Origin of the sequence: Streptomyces sp. R-07 (assembly GCF_049913175.1) — a bacterium.
Lineage (GTDB): Bacteria > Actinomycetota > Actinomycetes > Streptomycetales > Streptomycetaceae > Streptomyces.
The window spans coordinates 4,510,575-4,530,960 of the sequence record NZ_CP183978.1; the positions used below are offsets into that span (position 1 = coordinate 4,510,575).

Sequence of the window (20,386 nt, forward strand, 5' to 3'; positions counted from 1 at the left end):
GTGGGGATCGAGAGCGACAAGTTGGTCTACGACTATCTGAGCCGGGTCGGCGATCTGGCACAGCAGCGGCAGCTGCCGGCGAGCGACCGGATGAAGCTCGTGTCCGGGCTCCGGAACGAGATCGACCGCAGGCGCGCCACGCACGGCGAGGAGAGCCCGGCGGCGGTACGGGGCATCCTCGGCGCCCTGGGCACCCCGGACGAGATCGTGGACCGGGCGGGCCCGTCGGACGAGCGGCCCCTGCCGAAGCCGCGCACGAGCGGCTCCGGGGCCCCCGAAAACCCACGAGGGGCCTCCGGCGAGTCGGCCCCCGTGATTCCGGCCCAGGACAGCCACGGCCCGGACGGCCGGGGTGCCCGGGGGACGGCGGACTGGTGGCGGGTGGACGACGCCGACGCCGACGCAGACTCCGACGACGGGTTCCCGGGCTTCGTCGGCGGCATCGAGCGCCCGGACCTCTTCACACCGCCCGCCCCGGCGAAGGACGAGGACGAGGGCGACGCGGCCGAGGAGCCCGCGCCGGGGAGGCGCCGCCGCCTCGCCCGGATCCTCCGCGTGGGCAAGGCCACCGCGCCGGCGCCTGTCGAAGAGGCCGGGGCGGAACCGGACACGGCCCCGCCCCGGGCCCGCCTCGCGAATCCCTTCGTCCTGCTGGCCGCGCTGCTCCTGCTGGGTGGCGCGGTCTTCGGCTCGCTGGTCGCCCTGGCGGCGGGCTGGCTCCTCGCGTACGCCTCCCGCCGGCTGACACCGGGCGAGGTGAAGGGCGCGGTCCTGGTGATCCCCGGCCTCGCCGCGGCGACGGGGATCGCCTGGCTGTGGGGCCGCGTCGAGGGCCGCTGGGGCGAGGCGGTGGCGCCGGGCGGCGAGGCGATGGGCGCGGCGATCTCCGAGACCTGGCCGTGGGTCCTCCGGGGCGCGGCCGTCGCCTCTGCGCTGTTCCTGATCTGGCGCGCCCGCCGCCACTGACCCGCCTCCCGTCGTGGGCCTGCGCCCCGCCCGTTGTGGGCGGCCGCCGCGCCCGTTGTGGGCCTGCGCCCCGCCCGTCGTGGGCAGTCGTTCCTCCCCCGGACTTCGTCCGGGGGGACCCCCAGGGCGGAACGGGTGGGCACAACGGACGGCGCCCCGTGCCGGGCTAGGCTCCCGCGCCCTGACCCGCACCACGCTGTGCGGCGCCGCTGGGGTGCGGGTCCAGACGCGGAACGCGGAGGCGCCGCTGAGGGCGCCGTCCCGTGTGCCCACCCTCCCCCAAGCTCTCGGCTTCGCTCGAGCAGGGGGACCCCCATCGCCCAGCGGAACGATTGCCCACACGGGGGGCGATGCCCCGGCGCCCCGTCAGTCCGTGACGTGGGTCTCCGCGTGCCACGGCGCCCCCGGTACCACCAGTGGTGAGCCCGTCACCGGGTCCGGGACCACGACCGACGACAGGCCGAAGACGTCCCGTACGAGCTCCGCCGTGACGATCTCCGACGGCGGGCCCGAGGCGACCACCCGGCCCGCCTTCATGGCGACGAGGTGGTCGGCGTACCGGGCGGCCTGGTTGAGGTCGTGGAGGACGAGGACGACGGTCCGGCCGCGCAGCCGGTTGAGGCGGCGGACCAGGTCGAGGACCTCCACCTGGTGGGAGATGTCCAGGTAGGTGGTGGGCTCGTCGAGGAGGAGCAGGTCGGTCTCCTGGGCGAGGGCCATGGCGATCCACACCCGCTGCCGCTGGCCGCCGGAGAGCGCGTCGACGGTCCGGTCGGCGAGCGCGGTGACGTCGGTGCGTTCCATGGCGTCGGCGACGGCCCGCTCGTCCTCCTCGGACCACTGCTTCCACCAGGCCTGGTGCGGCTGGCGGCCGCGCGCGACCAGGTCGGCGACGGTGATGGCCTCGGGTGCGACGGGGGTCTGCGGCAGCAGGCCGATCGAGCGGGCGATCCGTTTGGTCGGGAGCTTCGCGAGCGACTCCCCGTCGAGGAGGACGGCGCCGCCCGCCGGCTTCAGGAGCCGGCCGAGGGCCCGGAGCGTGGTGGACTTGCCGCAGGCGTTGGGGCCGACGATCACGGTCACCCGGCCGTCGGGGATCGCGAGGTCGAGCTCCTCGACGACGGTCCGGTCCTCGTAGGCGAGCGTCAGCCCGCGCGCGGTCAGCCTGCTCACGTTGTGCCTCCAGCGGCTCGGCTCCGGACGATGAGCCAGATCAGATACGGGGCGCCGACCGCCGCCGTGAGGACACCCACGGGCAGTTCGACGGGGGAGAACAGCCGCCGGCCGAGCAGGTCGGCGACGACCACGATCGCCGCGCCGGTGAGCGCGGAGCAGAGCAGCGGGATCTGCGCCGTCCGGGTCATGCGGCGGGCGATCTGCGGGGCGAGCAGGGCGACGAAGTCGACGGGGCCGGCGACGCCGGTCGCGACGGACGCGAGGACGACGCCGACGGCGACGAGCCCGAGCCGTACCCCGCCGAGCCGTACGCCGAGCGCGGTCGCCGTGTCGTCGTCGAGGGAGACGGTCCGCTGGGCGCGGGCCGCCCAGAGCACGGCGGGCAGCAGCAGGAGCAGGGTCCAGCGGATCGGCGCGGACTCGTCCCAGCCGCGTCCGTTGAGGGAGCCGGTCATCCAGATCTGGGCCTGCTGGGCGACGAGGTAGTCGCCCTTCGTCATGAAGAGCGTGATGAGGGACCGCAGGGCGATCGCGAAGCCGATGCCGATGAGGACGAAGCGGGTCGCGTGCAGCCCGCCGCGCCAGGCGAAGGCGTAGACGAGGGCGGCGGCGAGGATGCCGCCGGCGATGGAGACGTACGGCAGGACGGTGTACGAGGTGAGGCCGAAGGTCATCGCGGCGACGGTGACGGCCCCGGCGCCCTGGCTGATGCCGATGATGTCGGGGCTGGCGAGCGGGTTGCGGGCCACGGTCTGGATGAGGCCGCCCGCGATGCCGAAGGCGGCGCCGACGGCGAGGGCGACGACGAGCCGGGGCGCGCGCAGCTCCTCGACGACGAACGCGGACGGGGACGACCGCCCGAGGAGGATCCGTACGACCTCGCCGGGCGCGACGAACCGCTCGCCGACGCAGAGGTACGCGACGCAGGCCGCGGCCAGGAGCAGCAGGAGGCCGGCGGCGACGAGGGCGGAGCGCCGGTGGACGAGGAAGGACGCCCGCCCGGCCCGCAGGAGCCCGTGTCCGGCGGGCCGGACATCCACCGAGGTCATGCCGGCACCGCCTTCCGCCGTACCAGCGTCACCAGGAAGGGCACTCCGATCAGCGCCGTCATCACCCCGGCCGGGACCTCGCCGGGCGGGAAGACGATCCGGCCGGCGACATCGGCGACGAGCAGCATCACCGGTCCGACGAGCGCGGCCGTCGGCAGCACCCAGCGGTGGTCGGAGCCGACGAGGGCGCGGGCGATGTGGGGGACGGCGAGGCCGACGAAGGCGACGGGCCCGGCGGCGGCGACGGCCGCGCCGGTGAGGACGGTCGCGCCGAGCCCGCCGACGATCCGTACGGTCGCGACGCGCTGTCCGAGCCCCTTGGCGACGTCCTCGCCGAGCGCGAGCGCGTCGAGTCCGCGCGCCACGGAGACGACGAGGACCGCGCCGAGCAGCAGGAAGGGCCAGATCTGGCCGACGATCTGGGCGTCGCGCCCGTCGAGGGAGCCGATCTGCCAGAACCGGAACTCGTCGAGCGCCGAGGCCCTGGTGGTGAGGACGCCGGTGGTGACGGAGAGCAGCAGGGCGTTGATCGCGGCGCCGCCGAGCGCCAGCTTCACGGGGGTCGCGCCGCCGCGCCCGCCGGCGGCGATCGCGTAGACGGCGACCGAGGCGAGGGCGGCGCCGGCGAAGGCGAACCACACGTAGCCGCTGAGCTCGTGCACCCCGAAGAAGGCGATGGCGAGGACGACGGCGACGGAGGAGCCCTGGCTGATGCCGAGGATGCCGGGGTCGGCGATGGGGTTGCGGGTGATGCCCTGGAGGGCGGTGCCGGCGAGCGCGAGGGCGGCGCCGACCATCAGCCCGATGAGGGTCCGGGGGACGCGGAGCTGCCGGACGACCTCGGCGTCGTCGCCCGTCGCGCCGTGCAGGAGGGCGTCGAGGACGGTGGAGGGCGCGATGGGGCGGGCGCCGACGGCGAGGCTGAGGAGGACGGCGAGGAGCAGGGCGACGAGGGCCGCCGAGGTCGCGAGGACCCGTCTGGTGCGGAAGTCGGCTGGCATCGGGACCCATCGGGGGAGGGCAGGTTTGGTTAGGCTCGCCTTAGTGTATGCGCCACCCTTATTCGAACACCCGGGCCCCGGGTCCCCCGACAATGGCCCCATGACAACCACGCCCTTGCCCACGCCCGCGGACCTGCCCGCACCCACGCCCGCGGACCCGCCCACGAACCCGCTCACCGTCGGCTTCGACCTCGACCTGACCCTGCTCGACACCCGCCCGGGCATCAAGGCGGCCTTCGTCGCCTTCTCCGCCGAGACCGGCGTCCCGATCGACGCGGACCTCGTCGTGAGCCGCCTCGGCCCGCCCCTGGAGCAGGAGATGGCGCACTGGTTCCCGGCGGAGCACGTCACGGAGATGACCGCCCGCTACCGGGCGCTCTACCCCTCGTACGCGATCGAGCCCACCGTCCCGATGCCGGGCGCCCGGGACGCGATCGAGGCCGTGCGCGAGGCGGGCGGCCGCACGATCGTCGTCACCGCGAAGAACGGCCCGCACGCCGAGCTGCACCTCGCGCACCTCGGCATCGAGCCGGACGCGGTCGCGGGCGGCCTGTGGGCCGAGGGCAAGGCGGAGGCGCTGCGCGCGCACGGCGCCGGGGTGTACGTCGGGGACCACGTCGGCGACGTCCGGGGCGCCGCCACCGCGGGCGCCCTCTCGGTGGCCGTCGCGACCGGCCCCTGCCCCGCCGAGGAGCTGCGGGCGGCCGGCGCGGACGTGGTCCTGCCGGACCTGACGGACTTCCGTGCCTGGTGGGAGGGCTACCGCGCCTGAGCCGGAGCGGCCGAAACCTGACGGGCCTGCCGCCGCTGGGCCGCCACCGACCGCAGCACCCCGGCGGCGGCGACGAGGAATCCGACCCCCATCAGCATCGACACGAGATACGCGACGGTGGGGAACGGGTCCGTCCCCAGGAACAGCGGGGCCACGGTGACCAGCGTCGCGACCGCGCCGATCGCGAACACGATCACACCGGCCTTGACGAGTCCGTCACCCGGGGCACTGTCGTCCACCGGCACGGAAGGGGTTTCGCTACGCATCCGGCCAGGGTAGTTCCCAGGCCGGAGGAACACTTCGGCGACGTCTTGTCACCGGCCTCCTGACCATTAGCCTGGTGCCGGCGGGTCGGTCGACGACCCGCCGTTTGCCATCCCCATCGACGAGGACGAGGACGAGGACAGACGTGCCTACCGGCAAGGTCAAATGGTTCAACAGCGAGAAGGGCTTCGGCTTTCTCTCCCGCGACGACGGCGGCGACGTCTTCGTCCACTCGTCGGTGCTCCCTGCCGGAGTCGACGCACTGAAGCCTGGTCAGCGGGTGGAGTTCGGGGTCGTCGCCGGTCAGCGCGGCGACCAGGCGCTGTCCGTCACGATCCTCGACCCGACCCCGTCCGTCGCCGCGGCGCAGCGCCGTAAGCCCGACGAACTGGCGTCCATCGTTCAGGACCTGACGACGCTCCTGGAGAACATCACGCCGATGCTGGAGCGCGGCCGCTACCCGGAGAAGGCGGCGGGCAAGAAGATCGCCGGCCTGCTGCGCGCGGTCGCCGACCAGCTGGACGTGTGACCCCCACCGGTCACGGGAATCGCAGGGCGTCCGGGCCGAGGGGCGGTACGAGTCCCTCGGCCGCGGCGCGCGTGAGCAGCCCGCGGACCGCCGCGTAGCCGTGCTCGCCGAGGTCGGCCGTGAACTCGTTCACGTAGAGACCGATGTGCTGGTCGGCCACCTTCGGGTCCATCTCCTGGGCGTGCTCCAGGACGTACGGCCGGGAGGCCGCCGGATCGTCCCAGGCCATCCGTACCGAAGCGCGGGCGGTCTCGGCGAGCAGCCCCAGCGTCTCGGCCCCGAGCGAGCGGCGGGCGACGATCGCGCCGAGCGGGATCGGGAGGCCGGTCGTCGACTCCCAGTGCTCGCCCATGTCGGCGAGGCAGTGCAGCCCGTAGTTCTTGTAGGTGAAGCGGGCCTCGTGGATGACGAGCCCCGCGTCGACCTTCCCGTCCCGGACGGCGGGCATGATCTCGTGGAACGGCATCACGACGACGTCCCCGACTCCGCCGGGCACCTTCTCGGCCGCCCACAGCCGGAACAGCAGGTAGGCGGTCGAGCGCTCGCTCGGCACCGCGACCGTCTTCCCCGCCAGGTCGGCGCCCGTCCCGGCATCCCGGGTCAGGACGAGCGGGCCGCAGCCCCGGCCCAGGGCGCCGCCGCAGGGCAGCAGGGCGTACTCGTCGAGGATCCACGGCAGGACGGCGTACGACACCTTCAGGACGTCGTGCTTGTCGGTGCCGCCCTCCGCCCAGCCGTTGGTGACGTCGATGTCCGCGAAGGTCACGTCGAGCCGGGGCGCGCCCGGGACCCGGCCGTGCGCCCAGGCGTCGAAGACGAAGGTGTCGTTCGGGCAGGGCGAGTAGGCGATCTTCAGCTTGGTCACGACGGCTCCCACGACTCCCACGACTCCACGAAGACGGTTCTGCTGAGCGGCTCGAAGGCGTCCCGGAGGGCGCCCAGGGCCTCGCCGATGCGCCAGGCGGCGCGGTCGCGCGGGCCGACGGCGTTCGACACGGCCCGGATCTCGACGACGGGCACGCCGTGCGCGGCGGCGGCCTCGGCGACGCCGAAGCCCTCCATCGCCTCGGCGGCGGCCGCCGGGTGGCGCTCCGCGAGCTCGGCGGCGCGCCGGGCGGTGCCCGTGACGGTGGAGACGGTGAGGACGGGCGCGAGGGTGTGCGGCAGGCCCCCGGCGTCCAGGGCGGCGGCGATCGGGCCGGTCAGCGCCTCGGGCACGGCATGGACGGATCGTCCGAAGCCGAGCTCCTCGACGGCGAGGTACCCGTCCGGGGTCTCGGCCCCGAGGTCGGCGGCGACGATCGCCGAGGACACGACGAGGGACCCGACGGGTGCGGCCGGCTGGAACCCGCCGGCGATCCCGGCGGAGACGACGAGGCCGTAGCGGTCGCCGGTCAGCGTTCCGTAGGTGAGGGCCGTGCCCGTCGCGGCGGCGACGGCGGCGGGGCCGACCCCGCCGACGAGCACGTCGACGCCGTCCTGGTGACGGCGCAGGGTGAGACCCCCCGGCAGCGGGAGGAGCTCGGGGCCGCCGAGGCCGAGGCCGGCGGTGACGGAGTCCGCCTCCGCCACCACGGCCGTCACGATCAGGATCCGGTGGACCACCGGCGGATCAGGAGTCCTTCTTCAGCTGGAAGTGCCAGATGCCGGTCAGCTTCTTGCCGGTGTTCTCGACGATGGTCACCTGGGTCTTGTCGGTGGCCTCGCCGCTCTGGCTGGAGAAGAAGGCGCTGGCCGGAATGGTCCGGTACGTCTTCTTGTACGGCTCGGGCTCGGCCTGCTGGCCGCCGAGGAAGATCGTCCAGCCGTGGTCCGCGATCTCCGGGTCCACGCCGAAGCGGATCTTGTCGTCCGTGGAGACCGTGATGGTCTTCTCGGCCTTCTTGTTGAGGCACTGCTGGATCTGCGACTCCTTGATGGCGTCGCCGTCGTTGTAGCAGGCGGCCTCGGAGTGCACCGAGTCGGTCCCGACCGTCAGGGTCGCGAGCGGAGTCGGCTTGTCGCAGGCGGAGAGTACGAGGAGGCCGGCGGCGACGGCCCCGAGGGCGACGGCGGCCCGGCGGCGCGAGCCGGAGAAGAACGCAACGGTCATGAGCCGAAGGCTATCGGGCCGCCGCGCCCGCGCCACGCGGGGGTACGGCGTGCCGCCACCCGGTACCGCTTCGTACGGAGTGTCCCGAAGGCCCGGCTAGGTCGCTCTCGCCTTCGGACGGCCCTTGGGAGCGGGGCGGCTGCGGGCCGCCGAAAGGAGGCCGCGGACGGAGAGGAGGGCGCCCAGACCCAGGAACGAGGCGGCGACGGCCATGCCGAGGGTGCCGTTGAGGGGCAGGGCGATGCCGATCCCGCCGCCCACCACCCAGGCCATCTGGAGCGCCGTCTCGGAACGGGCGAACGCCGAGGTCCGCACCTGTTCCGGCACGTCCCGCTGGATCAGGGCGTCCAGGGACAGCTTGGACAGGGCCTGGGTGAGGCCCGCGACCGCGCCGAGGACGGCGACCATCAGCCCGCCGAAGAAGATCGCCGCGAGGACCGCCGTACCGCAGACCACGGTGATCATCGTGGCGATGATCACCTCGGGCCCGTGGCCCCGGTCGCGGAGGAGCGAGCCGACGGCCGTGCCGCAGGCGTTCCCGACGCCCGCCGACACGCCCACGATCCCGAGGGAGACGGCGGCGCTCTGCCCGGACAGCGGGTGCTCGCGCAGCAGGAACGCCAGGAAGAAGATCAGGAAACCCGACAGCATGCGCTGCGCCGCGTTCGCCTGCAGGCCGTGCAGCACCGACGGGCCCACCGTCCGCAGGCTCGGCTTCTTCTCGCCGTGCGTCAGCAGGTGCGCCCGCCGCTCACCCTTCGCCGAGTCCACCTTGGGCGGCATCCGCAGCGCCCAGAACGTACCGAGCAGGAACAGCGCGCACGCCCCGTACAGCGGGTAGCGCGGCCCGAGGATCTGGAGCCCCGCCCCGACGGGCGCGGCGATGCCGGTGGCGAGCAGCCCGGCCAGGGTGACCCGGGAGTTCGCCTTCACGAGGGAGAAGTTCGGTGGGAGGAGGCGGGGCACGACGGCGCTGCGCACCACCCCGTACGCCTTCGAGGCCACGAGGACCCCGAGCGCCGCCGGGTACAGCTCCAGACCGCCCGTCGCCACGGCCCCCGACATCATGATCGCGAGCACCGCGCGGGTCAGCATCGCGCCCGCCATCGCCGCGCGCCGCCCGTGCGGGATCCGGTCCAGGAGCGGACCGATCACGGGGGCGAGGAGGGTGAAGGGGGCCATGGTGACCGCGAGGTAGAGCGCGACGCGGCCGCGGGCCTCGTCGGTCGGCACGGAGAAGAAGACGGTGGAGGCGAGGGCGACGGTGATCATGACGTCGCCGGCGCCGTTCACGGCATGGAGCTCGATCAGCTTCCCGAGCCCCGACTCGCCCGCGCCATGCGCGTGGGTGGCCTTCCGGATGCCCTTCGCGGTCCCGGTGAACGGCAGGTGCAGGGCACGCCCGACCTTCCGGCCCGCTCGGCGGAGCGGCCCGGCGGGATCATGCGATCGTACGGGGGACCGTGCGGCTGCCACTCCGTCATAGTGCCCCACCGGCGCGCCCGGCGAACCGTGGCACGACGGTGGACCCGCGACGGGACGGATCAGGGACGGCGGGAACACGGGACGCGCGACGCGGAGCGTGAGCTCCCGGCTCCGGGCGGTTTCGCGGGGGCGTACGACGGGGGCGGGGGGATCGCGCACGGCGCGTACGGCACCGCGCGCCGGGGTTTCAGGAGACGCGCGCCCCGCGGCCCCGGGAAACTTCGACCGACCTGTACGGCTCGGCTCCGGGGAACTTCGACCGGTCCATACGCCTCCGCCCCGGGGAACTCGGACCCGCTCGTACGGCTCCGCTCCGGGGAACTTCGACCGGCCCATATGCCTCTGCCCGCGGTCGGTTCGGGCGTGCGGGGTGTCCGCGATCCGGGTCACTTGGGGCGGGCAGGTGGGCGGAGGCCCGCGAACGGGGTAGCGTGCGTAGCGCGTCACCGGCGGAAGCTCTCGGCCGCGCGCCTCTTCGGCATCCCGCAGAATGGATGACGATAGGTGTGCCCGAGACGCGCGAGACAAGTCGGGTGCGGACGTCGATGCGGCCCTCTGGTCCGCTCCGCCCGCCGCCCGTGGCTTCGCTCCCGCCCCTCGGCCGGCGCACCCGTGAGACGGCGTAGGAGAGAAGCGAGACCTGTGAGTGCTGCGACGACGCGAAGCGGTACCCCGCGTACCCCGCGAGCCACGCGTACCCCCGACCGCCTGTGCGCGGAGGCCGTAGACCTCGCGCGGGAGGCCGCCGAGGAGGCGGCCGCGCCAGGGATCGTGGGCGCGCACGTCGAGGTCGTCGCGGAGGGCGACCGGGTCGTCACGCACTACTTCGAATCGAAGGAGCCCGGCTACCGGGGCTGGCGCTGGGCGGTGACCCTCACCCGCGCCTCCCGCGCCAAGAACATCACGCTTGACGAAACCGTCCTGCTGCCCGGCACGGACGCCCTCATGGCTCCGGAGTGGGTGCCGTGGAGCGAGCGGCTGCGGCCGGGGGACATGGGCCCCGGGGACCTGCTCCCCACGGAGCAGGACGACCTGCGCCTGGAGCCCGGTTACTCGGGCGAGGACGCGCCGCCGCCGAACTCCGTGGTCTCGGAGGAGCTGGAGGAGCACCTCGACGAGGAGGACGCGGAGCTGACCTCGCGGGTCCCGTCGCGCGGTGCGATCGCGTCGGTCGCCGAGGAGCTCGGCATGCGCCGGGCCCGGGTGCTGTCGCGGTACGGGCTGCATGTGGCGGCGGACCGCTGGGACGAGGCGTTCGGCGCGAAGACGCCGATGGCGCAGGCGGCGCCGGCCTCGTGCGAGTCGTGCGCGTTCCTGGTGCCGCTGGCCGGCTCGCTGAAGCAGGCGTTCGGGATCTGTGCGAACGAGTTCTCCCCGGCGGACGGCCGGGTCGTGTCGCTCGCGTACGGCTGCGGGGGGCACTCGGAGGCGGCGGTCATGCCGAAGCCGCCGCGGCCGGCGCCGCCGGTGCTGGACTCGATGGCGGCGGACGCGTTCCCGCTGCGCCCGGCGAAGGACTCGGGCTCGACGACGGAACCGGACGCGGCGTCGGAGGACCTGGGCCACTCGTAGCCCTGGAGGCCACCCCACCCGCCGTGCGGGGCTCCCGCCCTGCGGGGCGGTGCCCCGGCCCACCCGCCGTGCGGGGCTCGCGCCCTGCGGGGCGGTGCCCCGGCCCACCCGCCGTGCGGGGCTCGCGCCCTGCGGGGCGGTGCCCCGGCCCACCCGCCGTGCGGGGCTCGCGCCCTGCGGGGCGGTGCCCCGGCCCACCCGCCGTGCGGGGCTCGCGCCCTGCGGGGCGGTGCCCCCCGCCCACCCGCCGTGCGGGCGCCCGCTCGCAGGCCGGTGCCGCGCCCGCTCACGCCCGTGCGGGCTGCGCCCGCGTGGCCGGCACGCCCGGTGTGTGGGCGCCCGCTCGCGGGGCGGTGCCCCCGCCCGTGTGGGCAATCGTCCCTCCCCCAGACTTCGTCCGGGTGACCCCCAGGGCTGGACGGGTGGGCACACGGGGCGGCGCCCCTTGCCGGGCCCAGGCTTCGGCGCCTGGACCCGCGCCCGGCGTGCGGCGCCGTCGTGGGGTTGTGCCCGCCCTCCCCCAAGCTCTCGGCTTCGCTCGAGCAGGGGGACCCCCATCGCCCCTTGCGGAACGCCTGCCCACAACCCGGCCCGGGGAGGGCGCGGCCCGCAACCCGGCCCGGCAGGGCGCGGCCCGTAACCCGGTGCGGTAAGGGCGCAGCCCACAGCCGGACCGGCCAGGCGCGGCTCGCGGCACGCGAGGGCCCGGGGGCCCGGCCCAGCGTCGCCGCCGCCCGCAGCCGGCGAGCGCCACGACCCGGCACCACCCGACCGCCCGCCGCAGGCGCACCGCACCGCCCCCGTTCAACGACCCCGCGCGCCCCCGCCCACGCACGTGCCCCGTCACCCCCGCCCCGCCCCGCGCGGTACCTTCGGGCCCCGGGCCCAATGGTCCGGGACCGACCGCCCCGCAGAGTGGAGTCAGACGTGAGCGTCAGCGTCCGGACGACGACCGACGGAACCGATCCCTTCGGCACCGCACGGCTGCGGCGGGGTGTGCTCGACGCCTGGGGTGCCAGTCCGGCCCGGTTCCGCGAGGACGCGAACGCCGAGGAGGACCTGGCGCTCGGCGGCTACCGCGACCGTCTCGTCGTCGAGCTGGCCCAGAACGCCGCCGACGCCGCCCACCGCGCCGCCGTCACCGGCCGTCTCCGCCTGACCCTGCACCCCGCGGACCACGAGGGCCCCGCCGTCCTCGCCGCAGCGAACACCGGCGCCCCGCTGGACGCCGCGGGCGCCGAGTCGCTGTCGACCCTCCGTGCCTCCGCCAAGCGGGAGCAGACCCACGGTGCCGTGGGCCGGTTCGGCGTCGGCTTCGCGGCCGTTCTCGCCGTCACCGACGAGCCCGCCGTCCTGGGCCGTCACGGCGGTGTCCGCTGGTCCCTCGCCGAGGCGCGCGAGCTGGCCGCCGAGACGGCCCGGTACAGCCCGGGCCTCGGCGACGAACTGCGCCGCCGCGACGGCCACGTACCCCTTCTGCGGCTTCCGCTGCCCGCCGAGGGCACCGCCCCCGACGGCTACGACACGGTCGTCGTCCTCCCGCTGCGGGACGCCGCCGCCGAGGACCTGGCCGAACGCCTCCTCGACTCCGTCGACGACGCCCTGCTGCTCACCCTGCCGGGCCTCGCCGAGATCGTCGTCGAGACGGCCGGGGGCGTACGGACCCTCCGCCGCTCCGAGGACGACGGCTACGTCCGCATCGACGACTCCGCGACCGGAAGGGACGGCGGCCACCGCTGGCGGACCGTCACCCACGGCGGCCCGCTCGAGGCCGAGCTCCTGAGGGACCGCCCGGTCGAGGAGCGCCTGCGCCCGCACTGGTCGGTCACCTGGGCCGTACCGGTGGACGCCGAGGGGGCCCCGAAGTACCCCCGTACGACCCCGGTCGTGCACGCCCCCACCCCCACCGACGAGCCGCTCGGCATCCCCGCGCTCCTCATCGCGTCGCTGCCGCTGGACACGGCCCGGCGGCATCCGGCGCCGGGGCCGCTCACCGACTTCCTGGTGCAGCGGGCGGCCGACGCGTACGCCGAACTCCTCGCCGACTGGCACCCGGTGACGACCGGGGCGCTCGACCTCGTGCCCGGGCCGCTCGGCAAGGGCCCGCTCGACGGGGCGCTGCGCGAGGCGATCCTGGACCGGCTGCCGAGGGTCGCGTTCCTGGCGCCCGCCGCCCCCTCCGAGGAGCTTCCGGCGCTCCGCCCGATCGAGGCGGAGGTCGTGGAGGGCGCGGGCGGCGAGACCGTCGACGTCCTCGCCGAGGTGTTCCCGACGCTCCTCCCGGCCGGTCTGGAGCGGCGGCCCGAGCTGCGCACGCTCGGCATCGGCCGCGTGCCCCTGACGGAGGCGATCGACCGCCTGGCCGGTGTGGACCGGCCGCCGACGTGGTGGTGGCGCCTGTACGACTCGCTCGCCGGCGTCGACCCGGACCGTCTGACGGGCCTTCCGGTGCCGCTCGCGGAGTCCGCCGAGGGCGCCCGGGTCCGTACGACGATCGGCCCCCGGCAGGTGCTGCTCCCGCAGGACCGCACGCCCGCCGAGCTGACGCGGCTCGGTCTGAAGGTGGCGCACCCGGAGGCGGCCCACCCGCTCCTGGAGAAGCTGGGCGCCCTGCCCGCCACGCCCCGCGCGGTCCTGACGACCCCGCAGGTACGGGCGGCGGTCGCGGCCTCGCTCGACGCGGGGGAGATCTGGGACGAGGACGGCGACGTCCTGGACGCGGAGGAGCTGGCCGACACGGTCCTCGCCCTGGTGCGCGACGCGGAGCTTGACCCCGGTGAGGAGCCGTGGCTCGGGGCGCTGGCCCTCCCCGACGAGGACGGCGAACTCGCCCCGGCGGGCGAACTGGTCCTCCCGGGCTCGGCCTTCGCGGCCGTGATGCGCGAGGACGAACTGGCCTTCGTGGACGCCGAGCTGGCCGCGCGCTGGGGCGAACAGCCCCTCGCCGCCTGCGGGGTCCTGGCGAACTTCGCCCTGGTCCGCGCGAACGACCTGGTCCTCGACCCGGACGAGGTCGAGCCCCGCGAGGGCGACTACCCGGAGCCGGACGACGCGGGCCTGCTCGACGCGGTCGACGTGTGGTGCGAGGACGTCCTGGACCGCCTCCCGGAGACCCCCGTACCCCCGGTGGCGACGGAGATCGTGGCCGTACGGGACCTGGACCTGGTCGACGACGACGCCTGGCCGCAGGCGCTCGCACTGCTCGCGCAGCCGCCGCTCCGGGACGCCCTGACCCAGCCCGTACGGGTCCTCCTCCCGGACGGCACGACGGAGACCGTCCGCTCGTACACGGCCTGGTGGCTGCGCGACCACCCCGTCCTGGACGGCCGCCGGCCGGCGGGCCTCCGCGCGGAGGGCTCGGACCCGCTCCTCGCCGGGCTGTACGACTCCGCCGACGCGACCGGCTTCGAGGACGAGCAGGTCCTCCGCGCCCTGGGCGTCCGCACCTCGGTCACGGCGCTCCTCGAGGAACCGGGCGGCGCGGCGGAGCTCCTGACCCGCCTGGCGGACCCGTCGAGGAGCGTGACGGCGGTCCAGCTCCACGCCCTGTACACGGCCCTGGCGGACCTGGACCCCGATCAGGTGACGCTCCCCGACGAGCTGCGCGCGGTCGTGGACGGCACGCTGGTCGTGGTCGACGCGTCGGAGGCCCTGGTGGCGGACGCCCCCGACCTGCTGCCGCTCGCCGGCGACCTGCCGCTCCTCCCGGTCTCCCCGTCCCGCGCGGCGGACCTCGCCGACCTCTTCCAGGTCCGCCGCCTGAGCGAGGCGGTCGAGGCGGAGGTGACGACGGTCGGCGAGGAGCACGAGGTCCCGCCCTCGGTCCACGCCCTCCTGGGCCCCGGCACCCCCTCCTCGTACGTCGAGCACGAGGAACTCCACGCGGGCGGCACCGAACTCGACTGGCGCCGCACCCCCGACGGCACGCTCCACGCCGCCACCCTGGAAGGCGTGGCGGCGGGCCTGGCCTGGGCCGCGGGCCAATGGCCCCGCCGCTTCGAGGTGGCAGCCCTCCTGGAGGACCCGTCGAGGACGGCGGAACTGGCCCGGGACCGCTGGTTCGACTAGGGCCGCACGGCCGGGCCGCACGCAGCCGGCCCGGTTCGGGTCGGGCAGGGCCGGTTCGGGTCGGGCAGGGCCGGTTCGGGTCGGGCAGGGCCGGGCCCGGCCGAGGAGACCGGTCCGGGTCGGTCAGTACCGCCCGTTCCGGCCGCTCTGTCCGGCGAGGCGGTCGTACAGGGGCCGGTCCGTCCGGGCGGGGGCGGCCTTCCGGGTCGACCGTGCGGTCGGCTGGATCTCGCAGTTGACGACGGTGTCCGTCCCGTCCTCGCCGTCGCAGTCGTCGATGCCCGCCTGGCCGTCGAGGGCGTCGGCGGCGGGGCCGCCGCGCAGGTAGTCGTTGCCGTCGCCGCCGCGCAGGGTGTCCCGGCCGCCGGCGGTGCCGAGCGTCTGGCCCCAGTCCGAGTTGTCGCCGAAGATCCGGTCGTCGCCGCCGCGGCCCTCGATCTGGTCGTTCCCCGCGGTGGCCCCGGTGGGATCGACGAGGGTGTTGTCGCCGATGAGCACGATCTCGCCGGCGCCGCCGCCGATGATCCGGTCGTTGCCGGAGCCGACCGCGGTGCCGCCGGACGTGTGGTCGCCGACGGCACCGAACGCCCCGTCCGTTCCCAGGTCGATCAGGTCGTCGCCGCCTGCCCCGGTCGCGTTGCCGAACGGCGCGAAACTGTCCCCCGTGACGTCGCCGAGGGTGCCGGGGCCTTCGAGCAGGACGTCGTCACCGGCGCCCGAGGCCGAGTAGTAGCCGAGCGAGTCCCCGACGATGACGTCCTCCCCGTCGCCGCCGATGATCCGGTCCGGGGCACCGCCGTTGGCGTGGTCGCCGGCGTCGTCCCCGTACAGGACGTCGTCGCCGGTCCCGCCGACGAGGACGTCGGGGGAGGCGCCGTTGGCCGTGCCCTGCGTCGCCGCGTTGTCCCCGAGGAGGAAGTCGTTCCCGGTCCCGCCGTCGAGGTAGTCCCGGCCGGTGGGGCCGGTGACGTCGCCGGTGTAGGCGCGCTCGTCGCCCCCCATCGCGTCGTTGCCGGCGTCGCCGAAGATCCGGTCGTCGCCGGTCCCGCCCGAGATCTGGTCGTCGCCGTCCCCGCCGTGGACGAAGTCGTTGCCGCCCAGGCCGCAGATCCGGTCGTTGCCGCCCTTGCCGTCGATGACGTCGTTGCCGGGCGTGCCGATGATGACGTCGTCACCCGGGGTGCCGGTGGTGCCGGGGACGGTGGCGGCGGCCTCGAAGCAGGTGGGCGCCGCGACGGCGGGACTCCCGGCGGTGACGGTGAGTGCCGCGGCGACGAGCGCCGGGGCACACAGGAGGCCGACGGCCCGGAGGCGCGCGGTCGGGCGGACGGCTGTTCTGCGGGTCATGGGGTGGTTCCTTCTCATGGCAGGCGACAGGGGGTCGGCGAGCAAGAGGCGAGCGCGGTCGTCGAGAGGCGATCGCGTGCCAGATGTCTGCCACGGGCCGAGGAGCACGGGGATGTACGGAGAGTGATTTCACCCGATGGGTCGGCGGCCGCCCGCCGCGGACCGGGCCCCGCGGTGTCATCGGCACGGCCTTCGGCACGGCCTTCGGCACGGCCTTCGGCCGGAACCAGTAACGCGTCGGAAAGTTTTGACGCGTCGGGAAATTCCGACGTATCTTCGTGTCATGCCGACCGATGTGTTCGGCGTGCTGGCCAATCCGGTACGCCGCAGACTGCTCGAAACGCTGCGCGAAGGGCCTCGCTCCACGGGCGAGCTGGCCGGGATGTTCGAGCTCGGCAGGCCCGCGGTCTCCGAGCACCTGGCGGTGCTCCGTACCGCGGGACTGGTGCGCGAGGAGCCCCGCGGCCGGCACCGCTTCTACCACCTCGAACCGGCCCGGCTGGCCGAGGTGGGCGAGTGGCTGCATCCGTTCGAGCACTACTGGAAGCAGCGCCTGGACGCGCTGGCCCGGCTCCTGGACGAGGAAGACGAGACATGACCGAGAGCAACACGATCACCTGCGAGAAGTTCCTGCCCCACGCACCCGCGGCCGTGTGGAAGGCCCTGACCGACCCCGAGCTGCACGCCCGCTGGTGGGCGGCCGGCGACGTCAAGCCCGTCGTCGGCCACCGCTTCACCCTCGACATGGGTGCCTTCGGGCAGCAGCCCTGCGAGGTGACCGCCGTGGACGACGAGCGGCTGCTCGCCTACCGCTTCGCCGAGGGCACCCTCGACACCACCGTCACGTGGACCCTCCACCCGGAGGGCCAGGGCACCCGCCTCGTCCTCGTCCACGCCGGCTTCGACCTCGACTCGCCCATGGGCCGCCAGGCGTACGAGGGCATGGGCAAGGGCTGGCCCCACGTCCTGGACCGCCTCGCCACCACCCTCCGGGACACCGCCTGACACCTACGCCGGGAACCGTCGGTCCACCCATCTCCAGGCGAGTTCGAGGAGGGCGCAGCCCGCCGCCGCGATGGCCACCGCCGCCCACGGCATCGTCACGCCCACCAGCTTCAGGGCGAAGAAGTCCTGGAGCCGGGGGATGGTCAGGACCAGGAGGAAGGCGCCTCCCATCGCCGCGACCAGGGTGATGCGCCACCAGGTGTAGGGGCGGGCGATGATCGCCAGGACCCACATCGAGACCAGGAAGAGCGTGAGGGTGGCCGCGCTCGTCTCGGCGCCCAGGGCGTCCGCGCCCGTGTAGTGGTGGCGGGCCAGGAGGTACGTGGTGAAGGTGGCCGCCGCCGCGATGACGCCGCCGGGGATCGCGTACCGCATGACCCGGCGTACGAAGTTCGGCTTCGCGCGTTCCTTGTTCGGGGCCAGGGCGAGGAAGAAGGCCGGGACGCCGATCGTGAGGGTGGAGAGCAGCGTCAGGTGGCGGGGGAGGAACGGGTACTCCACCTGCGAGCAGACCACCAGGACCGCCAGGAGCACCGAGTAGACCGTCTTGGTGAGGAAGAGGGTCGCGACCCGGGTGATGTTGCCGATCACCCGCCGGCCCTCCGCCACCACCGACGGGAGGGTCGCGAAGCTGTTGTTCAGGAGGACGATCTGGGCCACCGCCCTGGTCGCCTCCGAGCCCGAGCCCATCGAGACGCCGATGTCCGCGTCCTTCAGGGCCAGGACGTCGTTGACGCCGTCGCCCGTCATGGCGACCGTGTGGCCGTGCGACTGCAGCGCCGCCACCATGTCCCGCTTCTGCTGCGGGGTGACCCGGCCGAAGACCGCGTTCTCGTCCAGCGCCTTCGCCATCTCCTCCTGGGCGGTGGGGAGCTTGCGGGCGTCCACCGTGTTCTGCGCGCCCGGCATGTCGAGCTTCGCGGCCACCGCGCCCACCGAGACCGCGTTGTCGCCGGAGATGACCTTGGTGGCGACGTTCTGGTCGGCGAAGTAGGCGAGCGTGTCGGCCGCGTCGGGGCGCAGCCGCTGTTCGAGGACGACGAGCGCGGTGGGGCGGGCGTCGGTGGCGACCTCGGGGGAGTCGAGCTCGTGGGCCGTACGGGCGAGGAGGAGGACCCGCAGGCCCTGTTCGTTGAGGTGGTCGATCTCGGTGAGGGTCGGGTCGCCGGCCTTCAGGAGGACGTCCGGGGCGCCCAGGAGCCAGGTCGAGTTCTCGCCGTCCCCCTCGCTGAACGACGCGCCGCTGTACTTGCGGGCCGAGGAGAACGGCAGGCTCTCCGTGCAGCGCCATTCCACCGTGTCCGGGTAGGCGTCGATGATGGCCTGGAGGGAGGCGTTCGGGCGCGGGTCGGATTCGCCGAGGGCGCCGAGGACCTTGCGGACGTACGTCTCTTCGGAGCCGTTGAGCGGGCGGAGGTCCGTGACGTCCATGCCGCCCTCCGTGAGCGTGCCCGTCTTGTCCAGGCAGACCACGTCGACCCGGGCGAGGCCCTCGATCGCCGGCAGCTCCTGCACGAGGCACTGCTTGCGGCCGAGGCGGATCACGCCGATCGCGAAGGCGACCGAGGTGAGGAGGACGAGGCCCTCGGGGATCATCGGGACGATGCCGCCGACCGTGCGGGCGACCGCGTCCTTGAAGTTGTCGTCCTTGACGACGAGCTGGCTGATGACGAGCCCGATCGCGGTCGGGATCATCATCCACGTCACGTACTTGAGGATCGTGGAGATGCCCGTACGCAGTTCGGAGTGGACCAGGGTGAAGCGGGAGGCCTCCTCGGCGAGCTGGGCGGCGTAGGCCTCGCGGCCGACCTTGGTGGCGGTGAAGGCGCCGCCGCCGGCGACGACGAACGAGCCGGACATCATCCGGTCGCCGGGCTTCTTCACCGCCGGGTCGGCCTCGCCGGTGAGGAGCGACTCGTCGATCTCCAGGCTGGCGGCCTCGGCGACCTCGCCGTCGACGACGACCTTGTCGCCCGGGCCGAGCTCGATGAGGTCGCCCAGGACGATCTCGGAGGTGGAGATCTCGGCGGCCACGCCGTCGCGGCGCACCGTCGGTTTCGCCTCGCCGATGACCGCGAGTCCGTCGAGGGTCTTCTTGGCGCGGAGCTCCTGGATGATGCCGATGCCGGTGTTGGCGATGATCACGAAGCCGAACAGGCTGTCCTGGATCGGCGCGACGAAGAGCATGATCACCCACAGCACGCCGATGATCGCGTTGAAGCGGGTGAAGACGTTGGCGCGGACGATGTCGGGGGTGGAGCGGGAGCTCCGCACGGGCACGTCGTTGACCTCGCCGCGCGCGACGCGTTCGGCGACCTCGGCGGCGGTGAGACCGGCCGTCCGGTGGACGACCGGCGGTCCGGTCCGCGCCGTCCCGCTGCCGCCGGTGTCGATCTTCGCCCGCTGAGTCATGTTTTCGACGGTACGACCGGATGCGGTCGTTCACCTGCCGGGGAGGGCGAAGATCAGACCGGGGGAGGAGGGGAATCGTCCCCCGGTGCTACGAGGCTGGCGGTGCTACGAGGCTGGCGGTGCTACGAGGCTGGCGGTGCTGTGAGGCTGGCGGTGCTGTGAGGCTGGCGGTGCTGTGAGCCTGCCGGTGCTGCGGGCCTGCCGGTGTCACGCGCCCCGGCTCGTGTCCGGGTGCGCCTCCGGGCCCGTGCCCGGGTGCGCCTCCGGCGACTCGGCCGCCTGCGCCGCCGCGTGCCGCTTGATCGCCGCGTCCCGCTTCCGTACGTACCAGATGCCGATCAGGCCGAGGCCGGCGCCGGCCAGGCAGGTCCACACCCACCAGGTGAGGTCCCGGTCGTCGAACCAGCCGTAGAAGGGGACCTGGACGAGGAAGAGGACGAACCAGAGGATCGTTCCGCCGGTGATGGTGGCGACGACGGGCCCTTCGAGGGGCTCGGGTGCCTCGTGCTTCGGTGTCCACTTCGCCATGGCGCTCAGTTTAGGCCGCTCGTTTCCGTGTCTACGCGCGGAGATGGACGCTCGCTCGTTCATGTGTTCATACTGAAACGGTTTGCCTCTGGCGGGTTTCCTTCGTATGAACCGCCAAAA

General features: G+C 74.3%; 18 protein-coding genes. 7 read left to right on the forward strand and 11 right to left on the reverse strand.

Going from position 1 to position 20,386, the window contains the following annotated elements; translation table 11 throughout:
* Positions 1 to 966 (forward strand): hypothetical protein, encoded by a 966-nt coding sequence (locus tag ACN9M0_RS20700; protein ID WP_426404017.1) that lies wholly within the window; start codon positions 1 to 3, stop codon positions 964 to 966.
* Between the two features lie 366 nt (positions 967 to 1,332).
* On the opposite strand, the gene ACN9M0_RS20705 is transcribed toward ACN9M0_RS20700, so the two are convergent.
* From ACN9M0_RS20705 to ACN9M0_RS20715, 3 genes are read right to left on the reverse strand one after another with little or no spacing between them, the layout of a single operon-like run.
* Positions 1,333 to 2,139, reverse strand: coding sequence for an ABC transporter ATP-binding protein (locus ACN9M0_RS20705; protein WP_366039983.1), 807 nt, complete (start codon positions 2,137 to 2,139; stop codon positions 1,333 to 1,335).
* On the reverse strand, positions 2,136 to 3,191 hold the full coding sequence (locus tag ACN9M0_RS20710; RefSeq protein WP_366039984.1) for a FecCD family ABC transporter permease: 1,056 nt from the start codon (positions 3,189 to 3,191) through the stop codon (positions 2,136 to 2,138). Before ACN9M0_RS20710 ends, ACN9M0_RS20705 begins: the two co-directional genes overlap by 4 nt.
* Positions 3,188 to 4,192 carry a FecCD family ABC transporter permease gene (locus tag ACN9M0_RS20715; RefSeq protein WP_399695747.1) on the reverse strand — a complete coding sequence of 335 codons (1,005 nt, stop codon included), beginning with the start codon at positions 4,190 to 4,192 and terminating at the stop codon, positions 3,188 to 3,190. The genes ACN9M0_RS20710 and ACN9M0_RS20715 overlap by 4 nt, the downstream gene beginning before the upstream one ends.
* Before the next feature lie 100 nt (positions 4,193 to 4,292).
* Between ACN9M0_RS20715 and ACN9M0_RS20720 the strand changes: the two genes are divergently transcribed.
* Positions 4,293 to 4,964 carry an HAD family hydrolase gene (locus ACN9M0_RS20720; protein ID WP_426404018.1) on the forward strand — a complete coding sequence of 224 codons (672 nt, stop codon included), beginning with the start codon at positions 4,293 to 4,295 and terminating at the stop codon, positions 4,962 to 4,964.
* Here ACN9M0_RS20720 and ACN9M0_RS20725 read toward each other — a convergent pair.
* The gene (locus tag ACN9M0_RS20725; protein ID WP_366039987.1) at positions 4,952 to 5,230 is read right to left on the reverse strand and encodes a hypothetical protein; all 279 of its coding nucleotides are present in this window, start codon (positions 5,228 to 5,230) and stop codon (positions 4,952 to 4,954) included. The two genes, ACN9M0_RS20720 and ACN9M0_RS20725, sit on opposite strands and share 13 nt — an antisense overlap.
* A 143-nt stretch (positions 5,231 to 5,373) precedes the next feature.
* Here ACN9M0_RS20725 and ACN9M0_RS20730 point away from each other — a divergent pair, with 143 nt between their 5' ends.
* Positions 5,374 to 5,757: a cold-shock protein gene (locus ACN9M0_RS20730; protein WP_030694234.1), complete on the forward strand. Its 384-nt coding sequence runs from the start codon at positions 5,374 to 5,376 to the stop codon at positions 5,755 to 5,757.
* A 10-nt stretch (positions 5,758 to 5,767) separates the two neighbouring features.
* Here the strand turns inward: ACN9M0_RS20730 and ACN9M0_RS20735 are convergent, their stop codons facing one another.
* The 4 genes from ACN9M0_RS20735 to ACN9M0_RS20750 form a co-directional block, all read right to left on the reverse strand.
* Positions 5,768 to 6,622, reverse strand: a complete 855-nt coding sequence (locus ACN9M0_RS20735; protein WP_426404019.1) for a 1,4-dihydroxy-6-naphthoate synthase — start codon at positions 6,620 to 6,622, stop codon at positions 5,768 to 5,770.
* Positions 6,619 to 7,362, reverse strand: coding sequence for a futalosine hydrolase (locus tag ACN9M0_RS20740; RefSeq protein ID WP_426404020.1), 744 nt, complete (start codon positions 7,360 to 7,362; stop codon positions 6,619 to 6,621). Before ACN9M0_RS20740 ends, ACN9M0_RS20735 begins: the two co-directional genes overlap by 4 nt.
* A 7-nt stretch (positions 7,363 to 7,369) precedes the next feature.
* Positions 7,370 to 7,849 carry a DUF2771 domain-containing protein gene (locus tag ACN9M0_RS20745; protein ID WP_366039990.1) on the reverse strand — a complete coding sequence of 160 codons (480 nt, stop codon included), beginning with the start codon at positions 7,847 to 7,849 and terminating at the stop codon, positions 7,370 to 7,372.
* Positions 7,850 to 7,945: 96 nt separating this feature from the next.
* On the reverse strand, positions 7,946 to 9,325 hold the full coding sequence (locus ACN9M0_RS20750; RefSeq protein ID WP_366039991.1) for an MFS transporter: 1,380 nt from the start codon (positions 9,323 to 9,325) through the stop codon (positions 7,946 to 7,948).
* 651 nt (positions 9,326 to 9,976) lie between these two features.
* Here ACN9M0_RS20750 and ACN9M0_RS20755 point away from each other — a divergent pair.
* Both ACN9M0_RS20755 and ACN9M0_RS20760 read left to right on the forward strand, forming a co-directional pair.
* Entirely contained in the window at positions 9,977 to 10,906 is a 930-nt protein-coding gene (locus ACN9M0_RS20755; RefSeq protein WP_366039992.1) for a DUF3027 domain-containing protein, read from the forward strand.
* An 888-nt stretch (positions 10,907 to 11,794) separates the two neighbouring features.
* A complete protein-coding gene (locus ACN9M0_RS20760) occupies positions 11,795 to 14,974 on the forward strand; it encodes a sacsin N-terminal ATP-binding-like domain-containing protein (protein WP_399695751.1) in 3,180 nt (1,059 codons plus the stop codon).
* Positions 14,975 to 15,097: 123 nt separating this feature from the next.
* Here ACN9M0_RS20760 and ACN9M0_RS20765 read toward each other — a convergent pair whose 3' ends face one another.
* Entirely contained in the window at positions 15,098 to 16,321 is a 1,224-nt protein-coding gene (locus ACN9M0_RS20765; protein WP_426404021.1) for a calcium-binding protein, read from the reverse strand.
* 283 nt (positions 16,322 to 16,604) lie between these two features.
* On the opposite strand from ACN9M0_RS20765, the gene ACN9M0_RS20770 reads away from it, so the two are divergent.
* Positions 16,605 to 16,919 (forward strand): ArsR/SmtB family transcription factor, encoded by a 315-nt coding sequence (locus ACN9M0_RS20770; RefSeq protein ID WP_366039096.1) that lies wholly within the window; start codon positions 16,605 to 16,607, stop codon positions 16,917 to 16,919.
* Positions 16,916 to 17,326: an SRPBCC family protein gene (locus tag ACN9M0_RS20775; RefSeq protein ID WP_426404022.1), complete on the forward strand. Its 411-nt coding sequence runs from the start codon at positions 16,916 to 16,918 to the stop codon at positions 17,324 to 17,326. Before ACN9M0_RS20770 ends, ACN9M0_RS20775 begins: the two co-directional genes overlap by 4 nt.
* Positions 17,327 to 17,329: 3 nt before the next feature.
* Here ACN9M0_RS20775 and ACN9M0_RS20780 read toward each other — a convergent pair whose 3' ends face one another.
* Both ACN9M0_RS20780 and ACN9M0_RS20785 read right to left on the reverse strand, forming a co-directional pair.
* A complete protein-coding gene (locus ACN9M0_RS20780) occupies positions 17,330 to 19,738 on the reverse strand; it encodes an HAD-IC family P-type ATPase (protein ID WP_399695753.1) in 2,409 nt (802 codons plus the stop codon).
* Positions 19,739 to 19,945: 207 nt separating this feature from the next.
* On the reverse strand, positions 19,946 to 20,266 hold the full coding sequence (locus ACN9M0_RS20785; protein WP_366039093.1) for a DUF2530 domain-containing protein: 321 nt from the start codon (positions 20,264 to 20,266) through the stop codon (positions 19,946 to 19,948).
* Positions 20,267 to 20,386: the final 120 nt, after the last annotated feature.